The organism is Legionella qingyii (assembly GCF_003184185.1).
The window spans coordinates 61,736-85,757 of sequence record NZ_QHJG01000007.1 but is presented as its reverse complement, the minus strand read 5'-3'; the positions used below and the strand labels follow the sequence as shown (position 1 = coordinate 85,757).

The window sequence follows — 24,022 nt, the reverse complement described above, 5'->3', positions numbered from 1 at the left end:
ATGTTAAATACAGCATTTTCACCTTGGCCTAATTACTCTGAAGAAGAAGCAGAGCGAATACATCAAGTGCTGCTATCGAATAAGGTAAATTATTGGACTGGAAATGAATGCCGGGAATTTGAAAATGAATTTGCAGCGTGGGTAGGTACAAAATATGCCGTAGCATTAGCAAATGGCACTATTGCACTTGATGTCGCATTAAAAGCGATTGGAATAAAAGCAGGGGATGAAGTCATTGTGACCTCACGGACGTTCATCGCTTCTGCTTCATCTATAGTGACTTGCGGCGGCACTCCTGTATTTGCTGATGTCGATGAAAACAGTCAAAATATTACCGCCGAGACCATTCGCGCCGTGGTAACCCCTAATACTAAAGCAATAATCTGCGTTCATCTTGCTGGCTGGCCTTGTGATATGGATCCCATTCTAGCATTGGCAGAAGAATTAAATTTATATGTCATTGAAGATTGTGCCCAAGCCCATGGCGCTCAATACAAAGGTCGTTCAGTTGGCTCAATAGGTCATATAGGAGCCTGGTCATTCTGCCAGGATAAAATTATGACCACCGGAGGCGAAGGAGGCATGGTCACGACTAATGATGAACAACTCTGGTCGTCCATGTGGTCTTATAAGGATCATGGAAAATCCTGGGATGCCATATATAATGAACCCATTGAACCTGGTTTTCGTTGGCTACATCGAAGCTTTGGTATGAATGGAAGGATGATTGAAATTCAAGCCGTAATTGGCCGCATACAACTTAAAAAAATGCCCACTTGGCATCAACAACGACTAGGCAATCTAAAACAAATTTATGAAGTTGCCTCAACTTTAAAAGGCCTTAGAGTTCCCCAAATTCCTGATGAAATTGTGCATGCCGCTTACAAATGTTATGTATTTGTAGAAGAAAGCCAACTGGCAGCAGGCTGGGATCGTAATCGTATTTTAAAAGAAATTAATGATCGTGGCGTCCCTTGTTATCAAGGCTCCTGCTCTGAAGTATATTTAGAAAAAGCATTTGATAATACTGGCTGGCGTCCGCATAATAGACTTCCAGTTGCATCCAAACTTGGAGAAACCAGCTTGATGTTTTTAGTTCATCCAAGTTTATTAAAATCAGAAATTGATAAAACCTGCCAAGTTCTTACAGAAGTAATGCTTCAAGCAACCCAGGTGTAAGGTACATGAACGAATTAACTGAGACTATTGATATTAATATACCCACTCAAGAAATAAGAAACAGTCAATCTAAGCTTGCTGTTATTGACTTATTCGACTCAATAAAAAAGTGGAAGCTATGGACCTATCTAGGCTGGAATGACATAAAAATTCGTTATCGCGGATCAGTATTAGGTCCATTTTGGATCACGGCCAGTATGCTTGTTATTATTGTCGCCTTTTCAGTTGTGTACAGTCGATTGTTTCATCAATCAATAGCAGAATATGTCCCTTTTTTTACAACCGGTTACTTAGTGTGGGTCTTGATTTCAGCAGCACTGGCAGAGAGTTGTAATACATTTGTTGAAGCCTCCCTACTTATTAATGAAATCAAGTTGCCCTATATTTTATATGTATTCAGGTTGACTTGGCGTCATGTCATCATATTTTTTCATAATGCCTTAGTCTATGGTGCTGTTGCGCTTTATTTTCAAGTACCGCTCAATTGGGCAATCTTTTATGTAATTCCTGGTTTATTTCTAATTATTTTAAATTTAATTTCAGCAGGCTTAATCTTGTCGATATTAGGTACAAAATATCGTGATATTCCTCCCATCATTAATAGCTTAATTCAAGTGATGTTTTTTATTACTCCCATTTCTTGGAATGCAAATTTGCTGCCAAACTCTGCCATTATCATATTCAATCCATTAAATTATTTTATTGATCTAATTAGAATGCCTTTGTTAGGACAAGTTCCCGATCTGATGACATGGAATACCTGCATTTCAATAACGATAGTTTCATCGTGCATTTCATTCGTCCTGTTTGCACGATTTAGAAGAAATATTCCTTTTTGGATTTAATTACGGAGTGCGTTGTGTCTTACATTGTTTGTAAAAATCTTTCACTTACATATCCTGTTTATGATATTGATGCGCGTTCTTTAAAAAGAGGAATCGCCAATATCGCAACCGGTGGTCTTTTAAGTAATGGGAAAAGTGGCAAATTACAAGTACAGGCTTTAAATAATATCTCTCTGCACTTAAAAAATGGGGATCGTTTAGGATTAATAGGCCATAATGGCGCCGGAAAATCCACTTTACTTCGTGTTCTCTCTGGTGTTTATGAACCACTACAAGGAAATATATACATTAAGGGAAATATCGTTTCTTTAATTAATATCAGTGTAGGCATGCAGCCCACGCTTACGGGTTATGAAAACATCCGCATGCGAGGACTAATTCTTGGCTTATCAAACGGTCAAATAAAGAGCATTATCAAAAATGTTGAGGAATTTACAGAACTTGGTGATTTTCTTTCAATGCCTGTTAAAACCTACTCTAGTGGGATGATGATTCGCTTAGCATTTGGTTTATCTACTGCATTAGTTCCCGATATTCTTCTTGTAGATGAAGTAATTGGGGTAGGTGATGCAAGTTTTATTGAAAAAGCAAAAAACCGCATGAATGAATATGTAAATCAATCGAATATTATGGTGCTTGCATCTCATTCAAATGAAATCATCAAACAATTTTGCAATTGCGTACTTTGGCTAGAGCACGGGAGCGTAAAAATGTTTGGTGACGTTAATTCGGTGATGGATGTTTACGAAGGAAAAGTACAACCAGCTTAACTAAGTATCATTGCGTTTGGCGCCAGGAGCAAAAGTAACCTACTGATGTTCACTTTCCTCGTTTGGAAATTACAATATAAAAGTGCTTTTGAGGCTTTTCTAAGATTTTAACTTCCTATTTTTCTAGCCAAAAATCTTTCATTTTTTACACTCGCGAAAATTAGGAAAATCAATTATGTCCTACTGTTTTGAGAATGATAAAAAATTGCTATTCAAATTCAATAGAGTATGGTATTTATTATGCTGCTTAACAGAAAGCAGTAAAGTTGAAACTACTAAGTAAGCGATGAAACATTCGTAGATTCTGAGTTGTTTGTGATATAGATTTTGACAAAATTTAAATGGATTTTCATGACTGTTAATACTTTTTGCAATTTTAGAGCCCCTCCTGAAGCCATCAAAATGCTCCCTTTGGTTCAAACATTGGAAACATCAAGAGTTATTCAAAATATAATATGCATCATGGATCAATATCGACAATTTCTAGATCTGCAGTCGGCATTGTTTCAGTTAAATGGTAAGGAAATAAATTATGTTGGATGAAAATTCTAAGAAACTGCAGGCAATTAATCCCCAATATTTGCTTGTACATGACCAAACAGATACCAGTCAATCTATTGATTTTTTTGATTTATTATCAGTTCTGTTCAAAAAAAGAGCTTTTATAGCCGCTGTTACTGGCCTTTGCACTTTATGTGCTATATCGATTGCTTTTTTACTTCCGAAGACTTATGAGGCTAAATCAAATTTAATTGAGCCGTACCCAAATCAATTTCAAAAACTAATACTAAATGCTGATTTAAATGCACAGGGACCTGTTTTATTTAATAAATTTATCAAGCTATTATCGAAAAAAAGTAATATTATTTCTTTTTTACGCGAAAATAATTTAGTAATCCCTAAAGATCAAAAAGCCCAGCTATCTCAAGAGAAACTTTCTCACTTATTGAATGTTGCATCAAAACATTTCCAAATAGTTGTTATTAATCATTTTAAAGGCGATACAAAAGACAGCTTTAATGATAGTGGTAAAGAAGCTGAATTGATCACTTTTTTCCCTACACTTGATCTACAAGCTACTGCTAATAAAGCGTATCTGGCCTATACAAATCAAAAAGTGTTAAAAAATCTTATTTCAGCGCAACGAGAAATTATTCAAAGTAAAATAACCAAATTAACAGAACAAATACAGATACGTATCGCCACTGTTACTGCAAATCGGGGCAATGAAATCAAACAACTGATTGATAAACAGAACTTATCCATTGCACAATTAAACAACAGCATTGAGGCTCTCACGAAACGAGACCAACGCGATCGACAAATTCGCTTACAGGAATTAGATCAAGCGCTACAAGTCGCCCAACTTTTGGGAATTACATACCCCAACCAAGTTCAGAAAATAAAAAGTCAAAATATAGTGGTGGATGTAAATCAAAATCATAATGATCTTTATTTAAAAGGAACTACCTACCTCAAGAAAGAAATCGCTCTTCTGAAAGCAACCCCCCATACTTTAGCATATAATAAACAGATCTCTGCACTACAAGAAAAGCTCCACATTGTACAAAATGACAAAAAAATTATCGCGTTACGTGAGCGAAAAGATGATAGACCCTATACAAAAAATATCGAACAGTTACAACTTGAGCTTAAACGTCTAAAGACATTATCCTTCGATGTGAATGGAGTCACTCTGTTTGCAATGGACGGCCAGCCTTTGGTTGACTCCAAACCAATTAAACCTAAAAAGGGATTAATTATTGTATTAGGGTTAATTTTAGGGTTTCTATTGTCGTGTATGATTGTACTTTTCCAAGACGCAATGAACAAACGTAATAGCATGGTACTACAATCCTAGTTCATCGCAACGGCCAGCAAGTTAACCACTGTGATGCAGTAGTTAACTTGCAATAATCTCGCTCTATTAAGTATCAGGCATCATCTTAAATGGAATCTCACCCCTATCTACTAGGCATTATTGGGCCTAATCCTTAGATTTAAGGGAAATCTTTGCCGCCACTCGCCCAACAAGGGAATAAAATCGATAGAGCAACATCTTGGGGCGAGTAACCATAAGGGACCAAAATCGATAAAACAACATCTTGGAACGGATGATTATCTGTTTCCATGGGCGCCACCCCATATCCCATCGAGGAAGAAACCAAATATCTAAAATAAAAAAACGTAAGGAAACAAAAAATCCTAAGACACTGAGTAAAAGAAAACGATAAATCGTTTTATAAAATCGATAGCCGACAGGTGTTGTCTTTATGTAATGTTGATAAAGCTTATCTAAATCACTAACCGTGGAATTAAGAGTAAACTTCTCAAGCATGTAGGCACGCCCTGCTTCTCCAAGTTTCTTTGCTGCTTTAGGATCTCGCAACAAGCGTAAAACGCCCTCGGCTAAATCTGCAGGATCAGCAACATTGACTTGCACACCTGTTACTCCATCAATTACTGTATCTACTAAACCACCTACTCGGGTTACAACGGTAGGACACTCCATTAATAAAGCCTCGATTGTTCCACCGAGATTCTCATTGAGTGAGGCTTGTATCGATACATCCAGATCCCGATAAATGCGGGGGATATCCTGACGATGCCCTGTGAAAATCACACTATCTTGCAGCCCAAGCTCTGCAACCAAAGCCTGCATGGATTGCATTACTTCCTGCCCTGCGTCGCCCCAGCCACTGCCGATTAGAAGCAATTTTGCATTTGGAAACTCCTTAAGAATGGTCGGAGCTGCTCGAATTACATCCTCATGACCTTTAATTGCTTTTCCATGCAAAAATGGTGGAGTCCATCTATTTTTTCCCAATTTTGGATAAAAATAAGCAATCATCCCAATTAATGGCGTGCCTGCAGGCCATCCAAATTCCTCCCTCAAGCCTGCAGGAAGGGTATTCTCTGCATCAAAACGTCGTTCATCCGGGCTATAATAAATGACATGAAGTCGATGTTCTGGAACGCCCATTTTCAAATAAAGTTGTTTCGAATAATTGCAGGAAGGTATCACTGCCACATCCATCCAGCTGGTTGTTTTATCAATCCATTGTGGTGTATCTGCTTCAAGATGAAATGGGCCTGCAATCATTGAAAGACGAATCGGCACATCGGCAATCCAGCTCGCAATCCGACCAATAACCATAGATGGAAAAAGATGCGTTTGTATTACATCAAATCGCTTTTGGCGCAGTAACTTAACTAGCCTTAAGATCTTTTGCGGTAAAAAGAACAAGTCTGTCGGACGCATAAAATCGAAATCCGCAGTATAAACAGGAATATTTTCTGCTCTAAAACGATCAACTAAAGTTCCGGAAGTCCCACTTAATATAACTGAAACATCATACCGATAAGTATTTCTAAGCTCCCGTAATTGTTCAAAAGCCCATGTCCCTCCTTCTGTAGTTGAGAGTATGTAGCATATTTTTAGAGAAGACATTATAAATTTACCTTTTGTTCTTATAGCAAATGAACCCAATTATTGATTATAATCATCTCTTTTGCAAAAATTTTTAGCATTAACACACCTAATAATTACCCTCTAACTCACTGAACAGAAAGCCGTAGTAACGAATTCTATAAACGCTGCAGGCCAGAAGATAATCATTATATAATAATCGCTTTTTCCAGGAAAAGTTTTGCAATAAACCCTCATAATTTATCCACTTGATTTCATAAAAATTCTTTATCCAGAGATGGACTAAATTGAATCTCCAATCATGAATAAATTTGTTCTTTGAATTTGCATATGGGTATTGTAGAATCCGTACATTGGGGCAAAAGTTATATAGAAAAATAACTTATAGTTCTTATACGTTCTTACATGTAGGAATGGTTTAAACGAACTATTTACCCTACGAGGACTACTGTTGTTAATAAAAGGAGTTAACGTTGAAACAACAAATAAATCACGCCTCCTCTTATGAGGAAATAGATTCTCTTGGGCTATTACACTCCTTGTGGCAGCAAAAGTGGTTAATCATTATAAGCGTTCTGACGGCGAGCGCATATATCGCATTCACCAAGCCTGCATACGAAGTTCAAGCATGGATTTTACCTGCAGATACACCGAATATTGATACTTTTAATTATGAACGTGAGGTAAGGTTTAGTCATTTACCAAAACCATTTGGTATAGATACAACTTACAATATATTTCCCCACGATTTATTCGCAGAATCAACAAAATATAATTTAGCTCGTACGTTTATACCTCTTCTACAAAGCAAGTATGATTTTTATAAAAACGACATAGAAAATCTGGATAAATTTCAGCTGTTTTATCCGGATGGAGTGATTAAGCCATCTGATTTGTCTAAAAAGCTATGGTTTTAATTACTAGGCTAATTTTGGGGCCCTTGGGAGGCATCTTTATTGGGATGCTAAAACATTGGGCCAGGGAATAAAATTATAAAACTTAAAGAGTTCTTTATGTCATTTAATACCTTATCAATTTTTGGTACGCGCCCAGAGGCGATAAAAATGGCGCCCTTGATTCGCGAACTTCAGTGCATAGAAACAGTTTGTAGCAAAGTTTGTGTAACAGGACAGCATCAACAAATGCTTGACTCCGTACTGGATTTATTTGAAATAACCCCTGATTTTAACTTGCAGGTTATGGAAGTTAATCAAGATCTTAGCAGTTTAACTGCAAAAATATTACTTGGGTTGTCAGATATATTTAAAACATACAAACCTGATCTTATTCTGGTTCATGGTGATACGACAACAACTTTGGCCGCTTCTTTATCGGCCTATTATCACCGTATCCCTGTAGCTCATGTTGAGGCGGGCCTTAGATCTGGAAATATGAACTCACCTTGGCCGGAAGAAGCTAATCGCAAATTAGCAGGAGGATTGGCCTCAATGCATTTTGTACCAACAGAGCTAGCACGATTAAATCTTTTAAATGAAGGAGTTAATTCAGATAGTATTTATCTCACCGGGAATACTGTTGTAGATGCGTTATATTCCATTCTTGATAAAATTGAAATACAACCTGACGTTGTTCGTAAACTGCATGAAAAATATCCTTTTTTTGCGCCTGAAAAAAGAATGATTCTCGTAACTGGGCATAGACGAGAAAATTTTGGACAAGGCTTTCAAAATATTTGTTGTGCATTAAAAGAAATTGCCCAGCTTTTTCCCGATGTTGATATTGTCTATCCTGTTCATCTTAATCCTAATGTACAGAAACCGGTCAATGAATTGTTGGGGGCCATTAGTAATATTCATTTGATAGCGCCCATCGATTACTTACCTTTTGTATATTTTATGAAATCGGCTTACATAATCCTTACTGACTCAGGAGGGATTCAAGAAGAAGCTCCTTCTCTAGGCAAACCTGTTTTAGTGATGCGTGAAACTACAGAACGACCAGAAGCTGTTAATTCTGGGGTAGTAAAGCTTGTTGGCACTAATACCCAAGAAATAGTTGCGCATGTCAAAGAGCTTTTAATAAATACAGAAGCATATCAACGTATGAGCCAAGTAAAAAATCCTTATGGTGATGGCTTCGCTGCGGTACGCATTGGCCAAATTATTTATCAACTGTCAAATAAAAATGCTCTTGAAAATAAATTGAGCGACAAAGAAATATTTATAGATTAGGGAAAATGGAAATGACTTCAATAAATATGCCAAGCACTATGCCTTTTCATAAAATAGCAGTGATTGGTCTTGGATATATTGGATTACCTACAGCAGCTATTTTAGCAGCTCGGAAAATACACGTTGTTGGTGTTGATATTAACCAAAATGCAGTTGATGTTATAAACTCCGGAAATGTTCATATTGTAGAACCTGAATTAGATATTATAGTTCGAGCAGTAGTAACTGAAGGATATTTGAGGGCAACTAACAGGCCTGAACCTGCAGATGTATTTTTAATTGCGGTTCCAACTCCTTTTAAAGAAAACTATAAGCCCGATTTAAGTTATGTTAAAGCAGCTAGTATGTCATTGGCCCCTTTTTTAAAAAAGGGAGATCTGGTTATATTAGAGTCGACCTCACCAGTAGGCACCACAGAGCAAATGGCATCTTGGCTCTCTCAAGAACGACCTGATTTAATGTTCCCTCATCTTCATGGAGAACATGCTGACATTCAAATTGCCTATTGTCCTGAGCGAGTACTGCCAGGGCACGTATTACATGAATTGGTACAAAATGACCGGGTGATTGGAGGTATTTCTCCAAAATGCTCAGAAAAGGCCGCATTATTCTATAAAACCTTTGTTGAGGGTGAATGCATTCTTACTAATTCTCGTACTGCAGAAATGTGTAAACTGGCTGAAAATAGTTTTAGAGATGTAAATATTGCATTTGCAAATGAATTATCAATTATATGTGATCAATTACAGATTAATGTCTGGGAACTTATCCGTTTAGCAAACCGTCATCCACGTGTTCGCATTTTACAGCCAGGTCCTGGTGTTGGTGGTCATTGTATTGCAGTTGATCCTTGGTTTATAGTCAATTCCTGTCCAGAACATGCTAAATTAATTCGGACTGCGAGAGAAGTGAATGATGGTAAACCTGAATGGGTAATTGAAAAAGTTAAGACCGCAGTGGCTGATTTCTTACAAAACAATCCAGAAAAAACAATCAAGGACGTCACCATCGCATGTTGGGGACTATCCTTTAAAGCAGATATTGATGATTTAAGAGAAAGTCCTGCGTTACAGATAGTAAGTCAAATTAGTGCAATGCATAAGGGATATACAATGGTTGTCGAGCCCAATATAAGCTTGTTGCCTGAAGTATTGAGTGGTAATGTCATGCTAAGTACTATGGAGCATGCCTATACAGAGGCTGATATTATTTTGTTATTAGTCGATCATCGGCAGTTTAGAGAATTGCCACCAGAACGGGTTCGTGATCGTATTGTTCTTGATCTGCGCGGGATATGGTTTCAATAAATTATAATGGAGATGTAATGTTTAATGGTAAGTCAATATTAATTACTGGAGGAACAGGTTCCTTCGGAAAACAATACGTACAAACTCTTTTGGAGCGTTACCAGCCCAAAAAATTAATTATTTTTTCGCGTGACGAATTGAAGCAGTTTGAAATGCAGCAAATTTATAATCATGCGTGTATGCGTTATTTTATTGGCGATATTCGCGATCAGCAGCGACTAACTCAAGCGATGAGAGATGTAGATTTTGTCATTCATGCCGCTGCATTAAAACAAGTTCCTGCAGCTGAATATAATCCTATGGAGTGTATTAAAACCAATGTCCATGGTGCAGAACATGTAATTCAGGCTGCATTACAAAGTAATGTAGAGAAGGTTATTGCACTTTCAACAGATAAAGCAGCAAACCCCATCAACTTATATGGTGCTACCAAACTTGCTTCAGATAAGCTATTTGTCGCCGCAAATAATATCTCAGGAGGGCATAGAACCCGATTTGCGGTAGTAAGATATGGTAATGTAGTAGGTTCCCGTGGTTCGGTAGTTCCTTATTTCAAAAAGTTAATTGATGAGAAGGCAAGTTATTTACCTATTACTGATGAACGAATGACTCGATTTTGGATTACCCTACAACAGGGCGTTGATTTTGTGATAAATAATTTTGCCCGCATGCACGGTGGAGAAATTTTTGTTCCTAAAATCCCCTCTATCCGTATTGTTGATTTAGCAACAGCAATGGCTCCCGAACTTCCTATTGAAATAATGGGCATTAGGCCAGGTGAAAAATTACATGAAATAATGTGCCCTGCGGATGACTCTCATCTTACTTTAGAGTTTAGAGATCATTATGTTTTAAGACCTACTATCACTTTTTTTGGACGTGAAAATGATTTTGTAGTAAATCAGTTAGGTGAAAAAGGAACTCCAGTACAACAAGGTTTTGAATATAATTCAGGAACAAATGAGAAGTTCCTAGATATTCATGAAATAAAACAATTTAATCATTTATCGGGTATTTACTAATGATTCCATACGGGCGCCAAAATATAACACAAGATGATATTGATGCGGTTGTTGAAGTATTAAAATCGGATTATTTAACTCAAGGACCAGCCGTTTCTATATTTGAAAAAGAAATTAGTAATTACTGCGGCGCTGAGTATGCGATAGCACTTAATAGTGCAACGTCTGCCTTGCATCTTGCTTGTCTTGCTTTAGATTTGGGGCCCGGTGATTGGTTATGGACTAGCCCGATTACTTTTGTTGCTTCCGCAAATTGTGCCCTTTATTGTGGGGCGCAAGTAGATTTTATAGATATAGATCCCAACACTTATAACATCAGCATTCATGCCTTAGAAAATAAATTAATTCAGGCTGAATTAGACGGATGTTTACCCAAAATTGTGGTTCCCGTACATTTTTCTGGTCAACCTTGTGAGATGGAAACTATTTATCGGTTGAGTCAGCGCTATGGTTTTAAGATCATAGAAGATGCTTCTCATGCTATAGGAGGACGTTATAAAAATGAGACGATAGGAAACTGTCGTTATAGTGATATTACTATTTTCAGTTTTCATCCTGTTAAAATTATTACCACCGGAGAAGGTGGTATGGTGCTGACGAATAATCCTGTATATGCAGAATATATTAATTTGTTGCGAAGTCATGGGATTACCCGCGATGAGGGTAAAATGACGCAACAGTCTGATGGTCCATGGTATTATCAGCAGTTGAATTTGGGCTTTAATTACAGAATGACAGACATTCAGGCGGCTCTAGGATTTAGTCAAATGCAGCGATTAGAGCAGTTTATAACCCAACGCCATGTATTGGCTGCTCGTTATAATCAGTCTTTAGATGGGTTACCTTTAATTTGCCCTTTTCAGGATGCTAACAGTTATTCGTCATGGCATCTTTATGTGATCCGTTTGCAGCTAGATCGTATCAAATTAACGCATAGACAGGTTTTTGATGCTTTAAGGCAGAATAACATTGGGGTGAACTTACACTACATTCCAGTTTATCGTCAGCCATATTACCAAAAAATGGGCTTTAAAAAAGAGCATTTTCCAGAGGCAGAAGATTATTATTCAGAAGCTATTAGTTTACCTATGTACTCATCGATGACTCTCGAACAGCACGATACAGTAATTGATGCTTTGCAAAGAATATTAAACGAGTAAACATCACATTTCTTGTAACATTTTATAATGAATTTCTGCCATGACCCAATCATCTGATGTGTCTATATCATGAACTCGGTAATGTGGAAGCAATAAGGGGGTTGAGTGTTGAGAAAAAATAGGGAGCTTTTTTTTGAACGCCTCATAAGTTCCCCAATAAAACATACCGGCATCGTGGTATATTTTATCTAAATCTTGAGAGCGTTGCTCATAATTCTCAGGCCAAAGCATTTGAATGGTACGGTTCTCAGTTAATTTGAATGCTCTAGTGACTGGATAAGCATACTCTGTCGCAGCAAATACATAATGAACACCTTTAGTTAAAAGATTATAAGACTCCTCGAGATATTCTTTTTGCAAAAAAGGTGCCGTTGGGTATATACAGCATAGATTCTTGATATAATAGTTATTGGAGTCTAGCCAGTTTAGGGCATGTTCTATAACATCTAACGTTGTCGCATAATCATCAGCGATTTCTAGCGGCCTTATAAAAGGGGTTTCTGCTCCATATTGATTGGCTATTGCCGCTATTTCTTTGTCATCAGTAGAAACAATTATTTTGTCAAACAAATTGGTCCTTAATGCCGCCTCAATAGAGTACGCAATAATAGGTTTGCCATGAAAATTTTTTATATTTTTTCTTGGGATGCGTTTACTGCCGCCACGAGCAGGGATAATTGCTATGTTCATGATATTTTATGTTGAAGAAAAATTTTATTATACACCTAAGTAAACTCTCGAAGGTATACTTCGTTCAATGACCTGTTACGTCAAAATTGAATATGATATATTTCTGCTCAGCGCCACAAAATAATTAAAATTTATGAATGTTGCATTTAGAGTTGATGCTTCTTTGATGATTGGCAATGGTCATGTTATGCGGTGTTTAACCTTAGCTAATGCATTACGTATCCATGGTCACTATTGTGTATTTATCTGCGCTGATCTGCCAGGTAATCTCATATCAAGTATTATACAGCAAGATTACAAAGTACATATTTTACCGCGACAGAAAGATAAAAATAATTCATTAACGAAGCAAGAAAGCAATCCAAGCGATTATGATGCATGGTTGGGATGTACCTGGAATCTTGATGCAGGACAAACTGCCGCTGCAATTAAATCATCCAAAATTGATTGGTTGGTAGTAGATCATTACGCTCTTGATGTATCTTGGGAAGAAGTATTGAAGCCATTTTGTAAACATCTAATGGTAATCGATGATTTGGCAAACCGAAGTCATATGTGCGATTTATTATTAGATCAAACATTAAATAGACCAAACAGAGATTATAGCCCTTGGGTTCCAGCATCTTGCTCCTTATTAACAGGCACTAATTTTGCAATAATTCGACCTGAGTTTGCCGCAATTCGAGAGTATAGTTTAGGCCGACGTTCTGTGGCAGCTCTTAACAAAATTTTGATCTCTATGGGCGGAGTTGATCAATTTAATGTAACAGAAAAAATTTTAGACTTGCTGCTCTTAACTGAACTACCAGGCAGTTGTCAATTAGGCGTAGTATTAGGAGCTAATGCCCCTTTTGCAGCCTCAGTTCATACTAAAGCTAAAACATTACCTTGGGCAACAGAAGTTCTTCAAGGGATTAGTACTATGGAGCAATTAATGGCTGAAGCTGATTTGGCTATTGGTGCCGCGGGAAGTACTTCTTGGGAACGGTGTTGTTTGGGGCTTCCTACCATTATGGTAACCTTGGCTGATAATCAAAAGTCTATTGCTTCTGAATTAAGTGCAATGGGTGCAGCGATCGATGTAGGTACTCCTTCTGCATCAGCTTTTTCAAAGTTTTTTGTGCAAACTTTTATGGACATCATGAAAGATATTGCTTTATTAAATACAATCAGTTATCGTGCCCAAAGTCTTGTTGATGGCTATGGTGTGGCTCGGGTTGTACGAGCAATGGAATGTAATCCTAATATTTCCTAATGATAACCATCAATATAACTTGATCAAGTTGATGGATAGTTCAAAGGTTTTCAGTGTTTTTTAGCAGGTAGGGAGAATAAATGCTAGTTAATCTGGAACAGAAAAGATATGGTATTCGTCCCATGATTCGTGATGATTTGCGGATGGTATTAAATTGGCGCAATCACCCCGATATTCGGCAGTATATGTATACTAATCATGAAATTAGTTTAGACGAACATATAGTTTGGTTTGAAAAAGAATCAATAAATGATAAGAAAAAATTATTAATTTTTGAAGAGAATAATATCCCCGTAGGTTTTGTAAATTTTGCTCGGTCTTGCTCAACACTGCCTGTCGAATGGGGATTTTATATAGCGCCTGATGCTCCTAAAGGTACGGGCCGTGCTTTAGGTAAGCATGCATTAGATTATGCATTTTCCACATTTGGTACACACAAAGTGATGGGATATGTTATTGCTTCTAATGTAAGATCACTGCAGTTCCATGAAAAATTAGGATTTCGACAGGAAGGTATTTTACGAGATCAATATTTTGACGGAACAAATTATCAAGCAGTCATTTGTTTGGGCTTATTAAAGAACGAATGGAATAATTAAGAAGGACGGTTTAAACGGAATGAATAATAATCCTGAAATAATAATAGATGGTAGACGCATTTCTGCAGAACAACCACCATACATCATTGCAGAAATTTCTGCTAACCATAATGGTCGTATAGAGAATGCGCGAACTTTGATTAAAGCAGCAAAACATGCAGGAGCTCATGCAGTTAAGCTACAAACTTATAAGCCAGACACCATTACTATAAATTGCCAATCAGATGAATTTCTTATTCGTGAAGGATTGTGGCAGGGAACTACATTATACCAGTTATATGAAAAAGCGCATATGCCGTGGGATTGGCATAAAGAGCTATTTGATTACGCTCATGATATAGGGATCACTATATTTAGTTCGCCATTTGATAATACAGCTGTAGACCTTTTAGAATCATTAAATGCCCCTGCTTATAAGATTGCATCGTTTGAGGCAATTGATTTGCCGCTCATCAAATATGTGGCAAGTACAGGTAAGCCTATGATTATATCTACTGGACTAGCAGACGCACTTGAGATTGAAGAAGCTATTAATGCTGCTAAAGAAGGCGGATGTAAACAACTCGCTATTTTACATTGTGTAAGTGGTTATCCAGCCCCTGCTGCAGATTATAATTTGCGAACATTACCAAACCTGAGGGAACGATTCGGTTTAGTTACTGGCTTATCCGATCATACATTAGATAATGTAACAGCAATTACCAGCGTCGCTTTAGGCGCATGTATTATCGAAAAGCATTTTACGTTAGATAGAACCGCGGGGGGGCCTGATGATAGTTTTTCATTGGAACCCGATGAACTCGCTGCTCTTTGCAGAGATAGTCAGGTGGCATGGTCTGCGTTGGGACAGGTTACTTATGCAAGAAAACAAAGTGAACAAGATAATATTAAATTTCGCCGTTCGTTGTACGTTGTGAAGCCCATGAAGGCCGGAGATGTTTTTACATCAGAAAATATCCGCTCCATTCGACCTGGTTATGGGTTAAAACCTAAGTTTTATGAAGAAATTTTAGGAAAACGAGCTACAAAAAATATTGCTATAGGTACCGCATTAACCTCCGAGCTATTTAACTAAGAAATAGCTAATTAATGGTGATATCGATCACCATCTCTTTAAGGGGTTGTGACAATTCATCGTGGTCCACATTCCGCGACCTGTTCGCGGAATCCAGAAATGGAGGATAAAGTTGAAATGTTTGGATATTAATCAGATCAATTGTCACGAACAAGTAACGGAACCTAGACAGTGAAGATGAATAGTCGACAACTTTAGAATATAATTTTTTTCGCCTCTAAAAAGCATGATTCGGAGTAATTAAGGCAATGGCAATTAGAAAAAAAGGACTAATTTTAGTAGAAACCCCATTTCAATTATTGTGTGCATATGAATATCTGAATCAATATCCAGGATATTATGATTTTTTTGTGCGAAACAGTGGAGTAGGAACCAATGATGAGCAAATGCGCGTTATGCTTGAAGCCCTTGGTGTTCATGTAAAAAAAACATTCTTTGTTAAACCCCAAAATTGGAAGAGTATTTTATTTTCTACGATAAATTTTCTTCTTTTAACACGTCGATCTTACAATCATGTCGTTTTGGGGAGTTATTTTTCAGGTGTCTTAAAGTTTTTTTCAAATATAGTAGTAAAAAAGGAAGTTGTATTACTCGATGATGGAGTGGCTACGCTTTTAGCGGATAGGATCATAAAAAATAAGGAAATAAAAAAATATCTTGCCTTCAGTATTTTTCAACTAGAGAAAGAAAATTATAAACAGGTTTATTTAAATAGTTTTAATTCGTTGGCGAATAAATTTATGTGTTCAATCCATCCGGATAATTGCATTTTTTTTATAGGTCAAATATTAGTAGACATGTCTGCTATTGAATTAGATGCTTATGTCCGTCTCGTTGAGTTTGCAGTACATAACTCACCTGATGTGACTGTACATTATATCCCACATAGGGCAGAAAGTAGCGAGGTTATTCAACGCATTGCGTCAATCCCACGTGTTCATATTTTACGTGCGGATGTAGCTATAGAATATTATTTACTTAAAAACCAGTGGTATCCAGAGAAATTATACTCTGTAATATCAACAGCGTTATATTCATTATCATGCATTTTTCCAAAGACACAATGTATTGCCTTAAGAACCACAGCATTAAAAACCGAGCTCTTTCAACATTATAATTTGATTATTGATGCATTTTCTAAACGTGAAAATATAATGTTTCAAACGGTTGAGTAACGATGTGAAAAAAATTGTAAATATAATTTGCTTTTTCATGGTATTTCTTGGTGCAGTAGGTTTTTCTTTGGCAATATATTGCTCGCGCGTATTTTTTAATAATCATGGATTAATAAATTTAATTTATTTGCAAACAACTACTGCATTCTTAGCGTTTTTGATTCAAGCAGGTATGAGAGCTGGTTTAAGAAAAGAATTTTTATGTGGCCGCCAGCGAATAGTAAATGTAGTAGAAAATTATATTATAGGAATATGGGTTTTTATTTTTCCGCCCCTGTCTATTGTTTCACTGCTTGTAATGAAAAATTATTATTTCCCAATAATTAGCGCCTTAAATGCAATTTTAACTCTGTTAATTGGATTGCGCTTGGTACAAAAGAATATAGTTGAGGCGTGTTTTTATTCGGTGGTATTGTTTTTTATAAATTTTATTGCTGGAGGATGGTGCATATATGCTGATTATCATTCAGAAACAGCAAGCAATGTGATGATTGAAGTTTGTGCTTTAGTTATTGGCATGTTCTTTATCAAACGACCATCGAGCAAGCTTAATTATTCCAAAGGAATGAAGTTGTTTGTCAAAATATCTAAAAAATATTGGGGTATGCAGGTTTCTTCTTTTTTAATTGTGTTCTCCGGATATATTTTTTCCCAATTGATACTCAATATTGCTCAGACCCAGAAAGAGATTATTATTATATATTCTGATGCTATTTTGATCTCTGGAATTTTTACGATGATATTATCACGTGTTATGTTGCTTTTTGAACAAAGAGTGGTTAAATCTGGGCGAGTTGAATTTTATTTATGGATAATACATGGGGCATTATTATTGCTTGCTTTATTAAGTTGCTTTGTTAGAGGTGGGAATAATAATGAAATGGGGCTATTTTTCCTGTTATTGCTAGGATTGCTGGGAGGATATGCGATCGCATTAATTTCTAGTTTTATCAATGAAAATACTCGTAACATATTTTTACTATGGATGAACGTTATTGTTGTTTTCCAATGTATTATGTTTTTACTAAAATATAGCGGTATTTGGAGCGATAACTGGTTGTATTTTGTGGTACTTGTTAATCTGTTTAGCTTGTCTTGTTTACTGCTGATAATTTATAGTTTTAAAGGCACTGCGTATATTGTCAATGCAGGGAGTAACAGTGAAAATTACTAAAATAGGAATCAAAATTGCACTGGGAGATCTCTTTTTTTCCCTTATTGCTCCTTTGTTTATTTATGGATTGATCCAAGGTGATTTACGCAATGAGTTTGTTTATCCTCAAGTAACACTTGAGTTTGTAACAGTTTTGATTAGTACCTTATTGCTTTTGATAATTTTTGCTGAACCCTTAACTAAAATTATAGCCTCATGGGTTCGAATTTGGTTTAGGCTATTTCCACGAATAAGTAGACATTTTTTTTTACTGTTTGCTATCGGATATTTTATTGCAGCAATTGTTTATTTTAGTTCCGGGCTTCATTTTAATCGTTATGATGGTATCTCAGCATCAAGTAATCTCTCTAGAACATTTTTGGTTGAAATCATTTTTTTGGGTAACGCCGTACTATGTGCACAAGTATTTTACATGATTGTCGCAAGGAAGACCGGCATTTTTTCTGCTCAGTGTACGTTTGGAAAATCATATTGGATGTTGATTACAATAGCATTATTGTTAACAATTGATGGGATGGCACAAGTAATATTAGTTGGGATTATTCTATGGTATATATACTTTCCAGCAATGTTTGCAAAATTTATTAATACACCCCTTTTAAATGGACTGAAATATAAGTTTTTCGCTTTAATACTTGCTTTCCTGTTATTTGTTCTTGGTATCGCATTTAAGGAAAGAGGGCTCCCATCGGATCCAGCCCTATTATTAGACTATTATATCAGTAAAATCATATGGTTAATCGATCGATTGTCTACCATTTATTTTTCAACTGGTTTTGCAATTAATAGTCATAGTGATAATCCTGAAATACTACAAAAAGCCTGGGAAATTATTAGCAACGAGATTAACTTCCGCTTTTGTGTCATTTTTAATGATGGAAATTGTGGTATATTTAAGGACTCATTTGGCTCCATATCGCGATTTAATTTTTCAAATATTTTAATCAATGACTCCGGACGTGGAGGGGCATCACCTGGAGTGCTGGGCGCTACTGCATATTTATTTCCTTTGTATTTAGTGCCGCTGATAACTGTTTTTTATTATAGTATTGTTGCTGCAATAATGGATGTAGTTGTTGGAATAAATCGTCCAATAACAGTAACGGTAGTTGGTGTCGTTGTTTATGGTTACTTATTAAGAGGACTATATTTGAACCCGGCAGCGTTGATAAACCCCTTGTCATCACCAATGATTGCAATGGTTGTATTTGTCATTGTGTCATTATATTTCTACCAAAATCGAAGGAATATTCCATGAGTATAGATATCAAAAGAACCGCATTTTTTCATTCTTTTGCGTTAATTTTTGCGCATTCAATAGCTAAAATTGGCAAAAATCCTTTTTCAGAGAAGGCGCTTGTTGGCGAAATTAGAGAAAATGGGTATGCCGTTTTAGATTCCTTTCTTCCTGCGGATATCTGTGACCGACTGATCACAATTTTTAATTCATTGGAAAGTACGGCTCAAATAATAGACAACGATCGTAGAATTTTTTCGATACAAAAAATGAGTGCGGATCATCGTCATTTGTTTTCTGATTCAGCATTTTTAAAAATCATTGGTGAGCAATATATTAAAACCCCACAGCTCTTAACTACAACAATGGCGGCCAAAATATATTCTGATGCTAAAGCATTTGGATCTGGGGGAGGATGGCATAGGGATTCATTTTTATCACAATTTAAGGCAATTTGTTATTTGTCAGATGTTTCCGAATTAAATGGTCCTTTTGAATACATCACGGGCTCTCATAAACTACGCAATAAAATACTCTTTGAATTACGCTCCAAAACGCGAAAACATGCTAATAATCCACGTTATGACCAAGAAAATATTGATGAATATTTGCAGATAATGGATGTATCACCAAAAGTTTTTTTAGCTCCAAAAGGAACTGTAATTTTATGTGATACAAGTGGCTTGCATCGAGGACAACCTATTATCGATGGTGTACGCTACGCCATAACAAATTATTATGCATCTTCACGACGTTTTTTAGATAAAAATATAAAGAAGAATCAAATTCAATATACGAACATGAACTAATCATTTCTTACAGTTTAAGTTGATACCATTAATTGCTTAAACTATTTTTTAAGATTTGATCATGTCAGAAGCTTATATCCAAAGGATATTTTTTTAAAAGGTATTTTTATGTGTGGCATAGCTGGAGTTGTTACAAATTTTGCGGATAAAGATATTGTATCTTGCTTAAAACGAGCTGAGATAGCTCAAAAGCATCGTGGTCCGGATATTCAAGATATAGCACATTTTAAATGTGAGCATTGGCAGCTAGGATTTGCTCATCAACGGTTGTCAATATTAGATTTGTCTGATGCAGGTGCACAACCTATGTCTTCTGCGTCTTCATGCATTATATATAATGGTGAGGTTTATAATTATTTAACTCTTAAGTCCTCGTTACAGACAACACATTTTCATAGTGAAACTGATACTGAGGTGGTGCTTTGTGCGCTGGATGAGCAAGGCATTGATACGGCTGTACGTGCTTTTAATGGTATGTGGGCTTTTGCATGGCTCAATCAAAAAACAAATAAATTGTATTTATGCCGTGATCGCGCTGGTGTAAAACCTTTGTATTATTATTTGAAAGATAATCAGCTTTACTTTGCCTCAGAGGTTAAAGCGATTTTAGAAATGTCCGGTGAGCAATTTCATTTGGATTATCAAGCTGTTGGTGAGTATTTAATTCAGTCGATACAGGACACATCTAATAATACTTTTTTTGAGGCAATTAAAGCTGTTCCGGCAGGCCACTACATAGAAATTGATTTGAAAAATCAACAGCTGCAACTTAATCTCGTACCCTATTGGAATGTTTTAGATGCCGAGCCTTTTGAGGGAGATAATTTGCATGAGCATGTTGCCTCTTTGTTCCAAGATGCTGTGAACATTCGTATGAAAAGTGATGTCCCAATTGGTGTGACACTTTCTGGAGGGCTTGATTCATCGAGTATCGCAGCGATGATGCAGCAACACTTGGGAAGTGCGGCAAATTTAAATATTTTATCAGTTGTATCGCCTGGGAGTAAGTTAGATGAGTCCGTTTTTATTGATAAAATGGCTCATTTCTTAGGCGCTAAAGTACATAAATTAGAACTATCATGGTCGCCGACAGATGCTATTGATTTGTTAAAAAAAGCTACTTGGCATAATGATGCGCCACTTGGAAGTTTTTCTAATGTTGCACATTATTTAATGATGCAGAAAGCGCATGAGCTGGGAATTACTGTCATATTAAGTGGGCAAGGGGCTGATGAATTGCTGTGTGGTTATAAGAAATATCTTGGTTTTTATATTCAATCACTAATACGGCAAAAAAAAATCTGGCGTGCATTTTCATTAGGATGGAGTTTTTTAATTAATCGTAGTGTTGTAACTCAATTTAATTGGAAAGAAGCAAAGCGTTATCTTCCAAAACGCTGGATTAAACGGCGAGATATTGATATTTCTGGTGCTATGATACGTAAAAATTATCGGTCCAAAGCACTTGGTTTGAAACAACATCAAACAATTACTGATCGACAAATTGAAGATCTTAGTCAGTTTTCGGTTCCTTTTTTAACACACTATGAAGACAGAATGTCTATGGCCTGGTCAAGAGAGATTCGCTTGCCATTCCTTGATTATCGTTTGATGGAGTTATTCATTAATTTGCCGCCTCACAAGAAACTAGGCAAGGGTTGGACTAAATTGATATTTAGAGAATCAATAAAAGCCTATCTGCCTAAGAAAATTGTTTGGAGAAAAGACAAACAAGGTTTTGTGAATCCACAAGAGGAATGGCTAAGAAATGAATTGGTTGAAACGGTATTAAGTTATTTTAATGAAAGTGCACTTATATTTAAATATCAATTAGTTGAACGGAACGAGTTATTAGAAAAATATCGAATTTATTGCGCTAATAAATCAAAAAGTTCCACAGTTTGGTACCGTGACATTTTTAATCCTTTAGCCCTAGAAATTTGGCTACAATTGAATAAAAAATATTTGGCTTCTTAAGTGAGAAAATATAGTTTTGATTATAGGGCTGATATTGATGGGTTAAGAGCAATTGCTGTTCTCGCCGTAATTGTATTCCATTTGAATGTGAGCTTGCTTCCTGGTGGTTTTGTTGGCGTTGATATATTTTTTGTAATCTCTGGTTTTTTGATTACAAGAATTATTATTCAAAAATTGAATCATAACTCATTTTCAATGAGACAGTTCTTTTGGCGTAGGGTACAACGCATATTACCTGCAACACTCTGCATGATTGCAATGGTAATGTTGGTTGCCTACTTCATTATGTTGCCACAGGATTTATCTCGCTTGTCTAAAACAGCGATAACAGCAGTTTTTTCTGTTACAAATATTTATTATTGGTACTTTTTAGATGCAAATTATTTTGCAGATTCTTCATTATTATTTCCATTACTGCATTTATGGTCATTAGGAGTTGAAGAGCAATTTTATTTAATATGGCCAGTCCTTTTAATGGTGGCTTACAAAGGGCTAAAGCCCAAATCCATAAAATGGATATTGGTCTTTTTAGCACTGTTATCACTGTGTTTAAGTATTGAGATAACCGCCTCCCACCCCCTATTTGCTTACTATATGTTGCCGACAAGAGCTTTTGAGTTAATTATCGGCGGCTTAGCTTTTTTGCTAGCAGAATATTTTAATACTCGAGAAAAAGTTAGATTTGTAAATGGTATCGCGATATTAAGTTTTTTCCTGATTATAGCAGCCATGTTTTTGTTAAACGAAAATATGGCTTTCCCAGGATGGCTTGTTAGTATTCCAACTTTAGCGGCAGCAACTTTACTTATTGCTAATGGGATATCTAGCAATATTATTTCGCATTTATTATCGTATAAGTTACTAGTATCTATTGGTTTAATTTCATTCTCACTCTATTTATGGCATTGGCCCATTCTTTCCTTCTATCGCTATGTCTATGTGGAATTAAACAGTTTAGATATGGTGAGCTGTATGGTTCTTATATTAACTATTTCAATCTGCTCATATTTTTTTGTAGAAAAGAGATTCCGGTATAGTACCGGCCGGACTTTGACAAAATTAGTTCAGATTGCATGTTTGTTTTTGGTCAATTTAATGCCAGCACTTTGGTTTATTCATCAGGGCGGATTTCTTAATCAAGATGCAGGTAGGGACTATTTAATTGCCATGCGTAAGGTTTTGGCACAGCAAGCCCCTTCGTCTACAGCATCGTATACATGCCAGGTGGATAAATATAAAAAGGAATTATTCTCAGAACAACGATGTATTTTAGGTGATGCATCCAAACAATCTAAAATTCTCATGTGGGGTGACTCTCACTCTGCTCATTATGTTGGTTTTATGAAAGAACTTGCAGAACATTGGGAAATAAGTATTACTAATTTTTCCCATTCACAATGCTTACCTTTTTTTACTGAAGTCGATAAATATCTTCGATATGATGTAGTAGACTCGTGCAGGACATTTAATAGGCGTATTGCGCAATTGATTGACGGCTATGATATTTTAATAGTTGCTGCAAATTGGGAAATGTATGGTAATAGACATAAAACGCTAGATGAGGATCTGGATAACTTCGTTAGAAAATTATCAGAAGCACGCAAAAAAGTTATTTTGACTTTGGATGTTCCTCATTTTCCTAAGTATGATAAGGTTTGTAAATTTAAAAAACTCAAAGTACCTTCACTTGATTGTAATTCTCAAAGCGAATATGAATGGAATGGTGAAACTAGGTGGAATCGAATGGTGCAAGAGATATCTCAGCGCTACTCAAATGTTTATGTTCTTTCTATTAATGATTTGATTTGTAAGGATCATCGATGCTCAGCTTATATGCATGGCAAAGCACTTTATTTTGATAAAGAACATTTAAGCCTTTATGGATCCCATGCTCTAGGGAAGTATGCTATTGCAAAGAAACGTATTCCACCCGTTTTGGCTGATATTATTGCGCAACAAAAGCAAGATGTAGCTGCTCTCTAATTGAGGGGATTAATTTTATGACCATTTCCTTAGATAAATGGTCATCATCACGAAATACCATCACACCATCTTCAATATTATGGCAAAACTTATGTGGACATACTACGTCGAAGATATAATATTTAACCCAGCTATATATTTAT

At 36.2% G+C, this 24,022-nt stretch carries 21 protein-coding genes; 19 read left to right on the top strand and 2 right to left on the bottom strand.

All coding sequences use genetic code 11. The features are described 5' to 3' along the window. The 5 genes from DGG96_RS05675 (at position 1) to DGG96_RS05655 (ending at position 4,655) form a co-directional block, all read left to right on the top strand. Positions 1-1,179, top strand: coding sequence for a DegT/DnrJ/EryC1/StrS family aminotransferase (locus DGG96_RS05675; RefSeq protein ID WP_110141990.1), 1,179 nt, complete (start codon positions 1-3; stop codon positions 1,177-1,179). Between the two features lie 5 nt (positions 1,180-1,184). Beyond that, positions 1,185-2,024 (top strand): ABC transporter permease, encoded by an 840-nt coding sequence (locus DGG96_RS05670; RefSeq protein WP_110141989.1) that lies wholly within the window; start codon positions 1,185-1,187, stop codon positions 2,022-2,024. Positions 2,025-2,038: 14 nt separating this feature from the next. Further along, positions 2,039-2,794 (top strand): ABC transporter ATP-binding protein, encoded by a 756-nt coding sequence (locus DGG96_RS05665; RefSeq protein ID WP_110141988.1) that lies wholly within the window; start codon positions 2,039-2,041, stop codon positions 2,792-2,794. Between the two features lie 351 nt (positions 2,795-3,145). Next, positions 3,146-3,337: a hypothetical protein gene (locus DGG96_RS05660; RefSeq protein ID WP_110141987.1), complete on the top strand. Its 192-nt coding sequence runs from the start codon at positions 3,146-3,148 to the stop codon at positions 3,335-3,337. Next, positions 3,327-4,655 carry a Wzz/FepE/Etk N-terminal domain-containing protein gene (locus DGG96_RS05655; RefSeq protein WP_110141986.1) on the top strand — a complete coding sequence of 443 codons (1,329 nt, stop codon included), beginning with the start codon at positions 3,327-3,329 and terminating at the stop codon, positions 4,653-4,655. Before DGG96_RS05660 ends, DGG96_RS05655 begins: the two co-directional genes overlap by 11 nt. A 126-nt stretch (positions 4,656-4,781) precedes the next feature. Here DGG96_RS05655 and DGG96_RS05650 read toward each other — a convergent pair whose 3' ends face one another. Next, on the bottom strand, positions 4,782-6,245 hold the full coding sequence (locus DGG96_RS05650) for a glycosyltransferase family 4 protein (RefSeq protein WP_110141985.1): 1,464 nt from the start codon (positions 6,243-6,245) through the stop codon (positions 4,782-4,784). 452 nt (positions 6,246-6,697) lie between these two features. Here DGG96_RS05650 and DGG96_RS05645 point away from each other — a divergent pair, with 452 nt between their 5' ends. The 5 genes from DGG96_RS05645 (at position 6,698) to pseC (ending at position 11,905) form a co-directional block, all read left to right on the top strand. Beyond that, complete coding sequence (locus DGG96_RS05645) at positions 6,698-7,141, top strand: Wzz/FepE/Etk N-terminal domain-containing protein (protein ID WP_110141984.1); 444 nt, start codon at positions 6,698-6,700, stop codon at positions 7,139-7,141. A 96-nt stretch (positions 7,142-7,237) separates the two neighbouring features. Beyond that, positions 7,238-8,416, top strand: a complete 1,179-nt coding sequence (gene wecB / locus DGG96_RS05640) for a non-hydrolyzing UDP-N-acetylglucosamine 2-epimerase (RefSeq protein ID WP_110141983.1) — start codon at positions 7,238-7,240, stop codon at positions 8,414-8,416. Positions 8,417-8,427: 11 nt separating this feature from the next. Next, the gene (gene wecC, locus DGG96_RS05635) at positions 8,428-9,723 is read left to right on the top strand and encodes a UDP-N-acetyl-D-mannosamine dehydrogenase (protein WP_325049823.1); all 1,296 of its coding nucleotides are present in this window, start codon (positions 8,428-8,430) and stop codon (positions 9,721-9,723) included. Between the two features lie 17 nt (positions 9,724-9,740). After that, positions 9,741-10,745, top strand: coding sequence for a UDP-N-acetylglucosamine 4,6-dehydratase (inverting) (gene pseB / locus DGG96_RS05630; protein WP_110141982.1), 1,005 nt, complete (start codon positions 9,741-9,743; stop codon positions 10,743-10,745). Next, positions 10,745-11,905 (top strand): UDP-4-amino-4,6-dideoxy-N-acetyl-beta-L-altrosamine transaminase, encoded by a 1,161-nt coding sequence (pseC, locus tag DGG96_RS05625; RefSeq protein WP_110141981.1) that lies wholly within the window; start codon positions 10,745-10,747, stop codon positions 11,903-11,905. Before pseB ends, pseC begins: the two co-directional genes overlap by 1 nt. 3 nt (positions 11,906-11,908) lie before the next feature. Here the strand turns inward: pseC and pseF are convergent, their stop codons facing one another. Next, positions 11,909-12,595 (bottom strand): pseudaminic acid cytidylyltransferase, encoded by a 687-nt coding sequence (gene pseF, locus DGG96_RS05620; RefSeq protein ID WP_110141980.1) that lies wholly within the window; start codon positions 12,593-12,595, stop codon positions 11,909-11,911. A 133-nt stretch (positions 12,596-12,728) separates the two neighbouring features. Here pseF and pseG point away from each other — a divergent pair, with 133 nt between their 5' ends. From pseG to DGG96_RS05575, 9 genes are all read left to right on the top strand, one after another. Then, a complete protein-coding gene (gene pseG, locus DGG96_RS05615; RefSeq protein WP_110141979.1) occupies positions 12,729-13,850 on the top strand; it encodes a UDP-2,4-diacetamido-2,4,6-trideoxy-beta-L-altropyranose hydrolase in 1,122 nt (373 codons plus the stop codon). An 80-nt stretch (positions 13,851-13,930) separates the two neighbouring features. Then, positions 13,931-14,449, top strand: coding sequence for a UDP-4-amino-4,6-dideoxy-N-acetyl-beta-L-altrosamine N-acetyltransferase (gene pseH, locus DGG96_RS05610; RefSeq protein ID WP_199739220.1), 519 nt, complete (start codon positions 13,931-13,933; stop codon positions 14,447-14,449). A 19-nt stretch (positions 14,450-14,468) separates the two neighbouring features. Beyond that, complete coding sequence (gene pseI / locus DGG96_RS05605) at positions 14,469-15,524, top strand: pseudaminic acid synthase (RefSeq protein ID WP_110141978.1); 1,056 nt, start codon at positions 14,469-14,471, stop codon at positions 15,522-15,524. Positions 15,525-15,772: 248 nt separating this feature from the next. Further along, positions 15,773-16,699, top strand: a complete 927-nt coding sequence (locus DGG96_RS05600) for a hypothetical protein (RefSeq protein ID WP_110141977.1) — start codon at positions 15,773-15,775, stop codon at positions 16,697-16,699. Between the two features lie 4 nt (positions 16,700-16,703). Beyond that, a complete protein-coding gene (locus DGG96_RS05595) occupies positions 16,704-17,873 on the top strand; it encodes a hypothetical protein (RefSeq protein WP_110141976.1) in 1,170 nt (389 codons plus the stop codon). Continuing rightward, positions 17,860-19,131, top strand: a complete 1,272-nt coding sequence (locus tag DGG96_RS05590) for a hypothetical protein (protein WP_110141975.1) — start codon at positions 17,860-17,862, stop codon at positions 19,129-19,131. The genes DGG96_RS05595 and DGG96_RS05590 overlap by 14 nt, the downstream gene beginning before the upstream one ends. Beyond that, positions 19,128-19,919 (top strand): phytanoyl-CoA dioxygenase family protein, encoded by a 792-nt coding sequence (locus DGG96_RS05585; protein WP_110141974.1) that lies wholly within the window; start codon positions 19,128-19,130, stop codon positions 19,917-19,919. Before DGG96_RS05590 ends, DGG96_RS05585 begins: the two co-directional genes overlap by 4 nt. A 108-nt stretch (positions 19,920-20,027) precedes the next feature. Continuing rightward, the gene (gene asnB, locus DGG96_RS05580; protein WP_110141973.1) at positions 20,028-21,896 is read left to right on the top strand and encodes an asparagine synthase (glutamine-hydrolyzing); all 1,869 of its coding nucleotides are present in this window, start codon (positions 20,028-20,030) and stop codon (positions 21,894-21,896) included. After that, a complete protein-coding gene (locus tag DGG96_RS05575) occupies positions 21,897-23,879 on the top strand; it encodes an acyltransferase family protein (RefSeq protein ID WP_110141972.1) in 1,983 nt (660 codons plus the stop codon). Positions 23,880-24,022 lie beyond the last annotated feature (143 nt).

Coding starts and splice junctions, on each gene's coding strand:
- DGG96_RS05675 (WP_110141990.1), top strand. CDS start 1: ATGTTAAATACAGCATTTTCACCTTGGCCTAATTACTCTGAAGAAGAA.
- DGG96_RS05670 (WP_110141989.1), top strand. CDS start 1,185: ATGAACGAATTAACTGAGACTATTGATATTAATATACCCACTCAAGAA.
- DGG96_RS05660 (WP_110141987.1), top strand. CDS start 3,146: ATGACTGTTAATACTTTTTGCAATTTTAGAGCCCCTCCTGAAGCCATC.
- DGG96_RS05655 (WP_110141986.1), top strand. CDS start 3,327: ATGTTGGATGAAAATTCTAAGAAACTGCAGGCAATTAATCCCCAATAT.
- DGG96_RS05650 (WP_110141985.1), bottom strand. CDS start 6,245: ATGTCTTCTCTAAAAATATGCTACATACTCTCAACTACAGAAGGAGGG.
- wecB (WP_110141983.1), top strand. CDS start 7,238: ATGTCATTTAATACCTTATCAATTTTTGGTACGCGCCCAGAGGCGATA.
- wecC (WP_325049823.1), top strand. CDS start 8,428: ATGACTTCAATAAATATGCCAAGCACTATGCCTTTTCATAAAATAGCA.
- pseB (WP_110141982.1), top strand. CDS start 9,741: ATGTTTAATGGTAAGTCAATATTAATTACTGGAGGAACAGGTTCCTTC.
- pseC (WP_110141981.1), top strand. CDS start 10,745: ATGATTCCATACGGGCGCCAAAATATAACACAAGATGATATTGATGCG.
- pseF (WP_110141980.1), bottom strand. CDS start 12,595: ATGAACATAGCAATTATCCCTGCTCGTGGCGGCAGTAAACGCATCCCA.
- pseG (WP_110141979.1), top strand. CDS start 12,729: ATGAATGTTGCATTTAGAGTTGATGCTTCTTTGATGATTGGCAATGGT.
- pseH (WP_199739220.1), top strand. CDS start 13,931: ATGCTAGTTAATCTGGAACAGAAAAGATATGGTATTCGTCCCATGATT.
- pseI (WP_110141978.1), top strand. CDS start 14,469: ATGAATAATAATCCTGAAATAATAATAGATGGTAGACGCATTTCTGCA.
- DGG96_RS05600 (WP_110141977.1), top strand. CDS start 15,773: ATGGCAATTAGAAAAAAAGGACTAATTTTAGTAGAAACCCCATTTCAA.
- DGG96_RS05585 (WP_110141974.1), top strand. CDS start 19,128: ATGAGTATAGATATCAAAAGAACCGCATTTTTTCATTCTTTTGCGTTA.
- asnB (WP_110141973.1), top strand. CDS start 20,028: ATGTGTGGCATAGCTGGAGTTGTTACAAATTTTGCGGATAAAGATATT.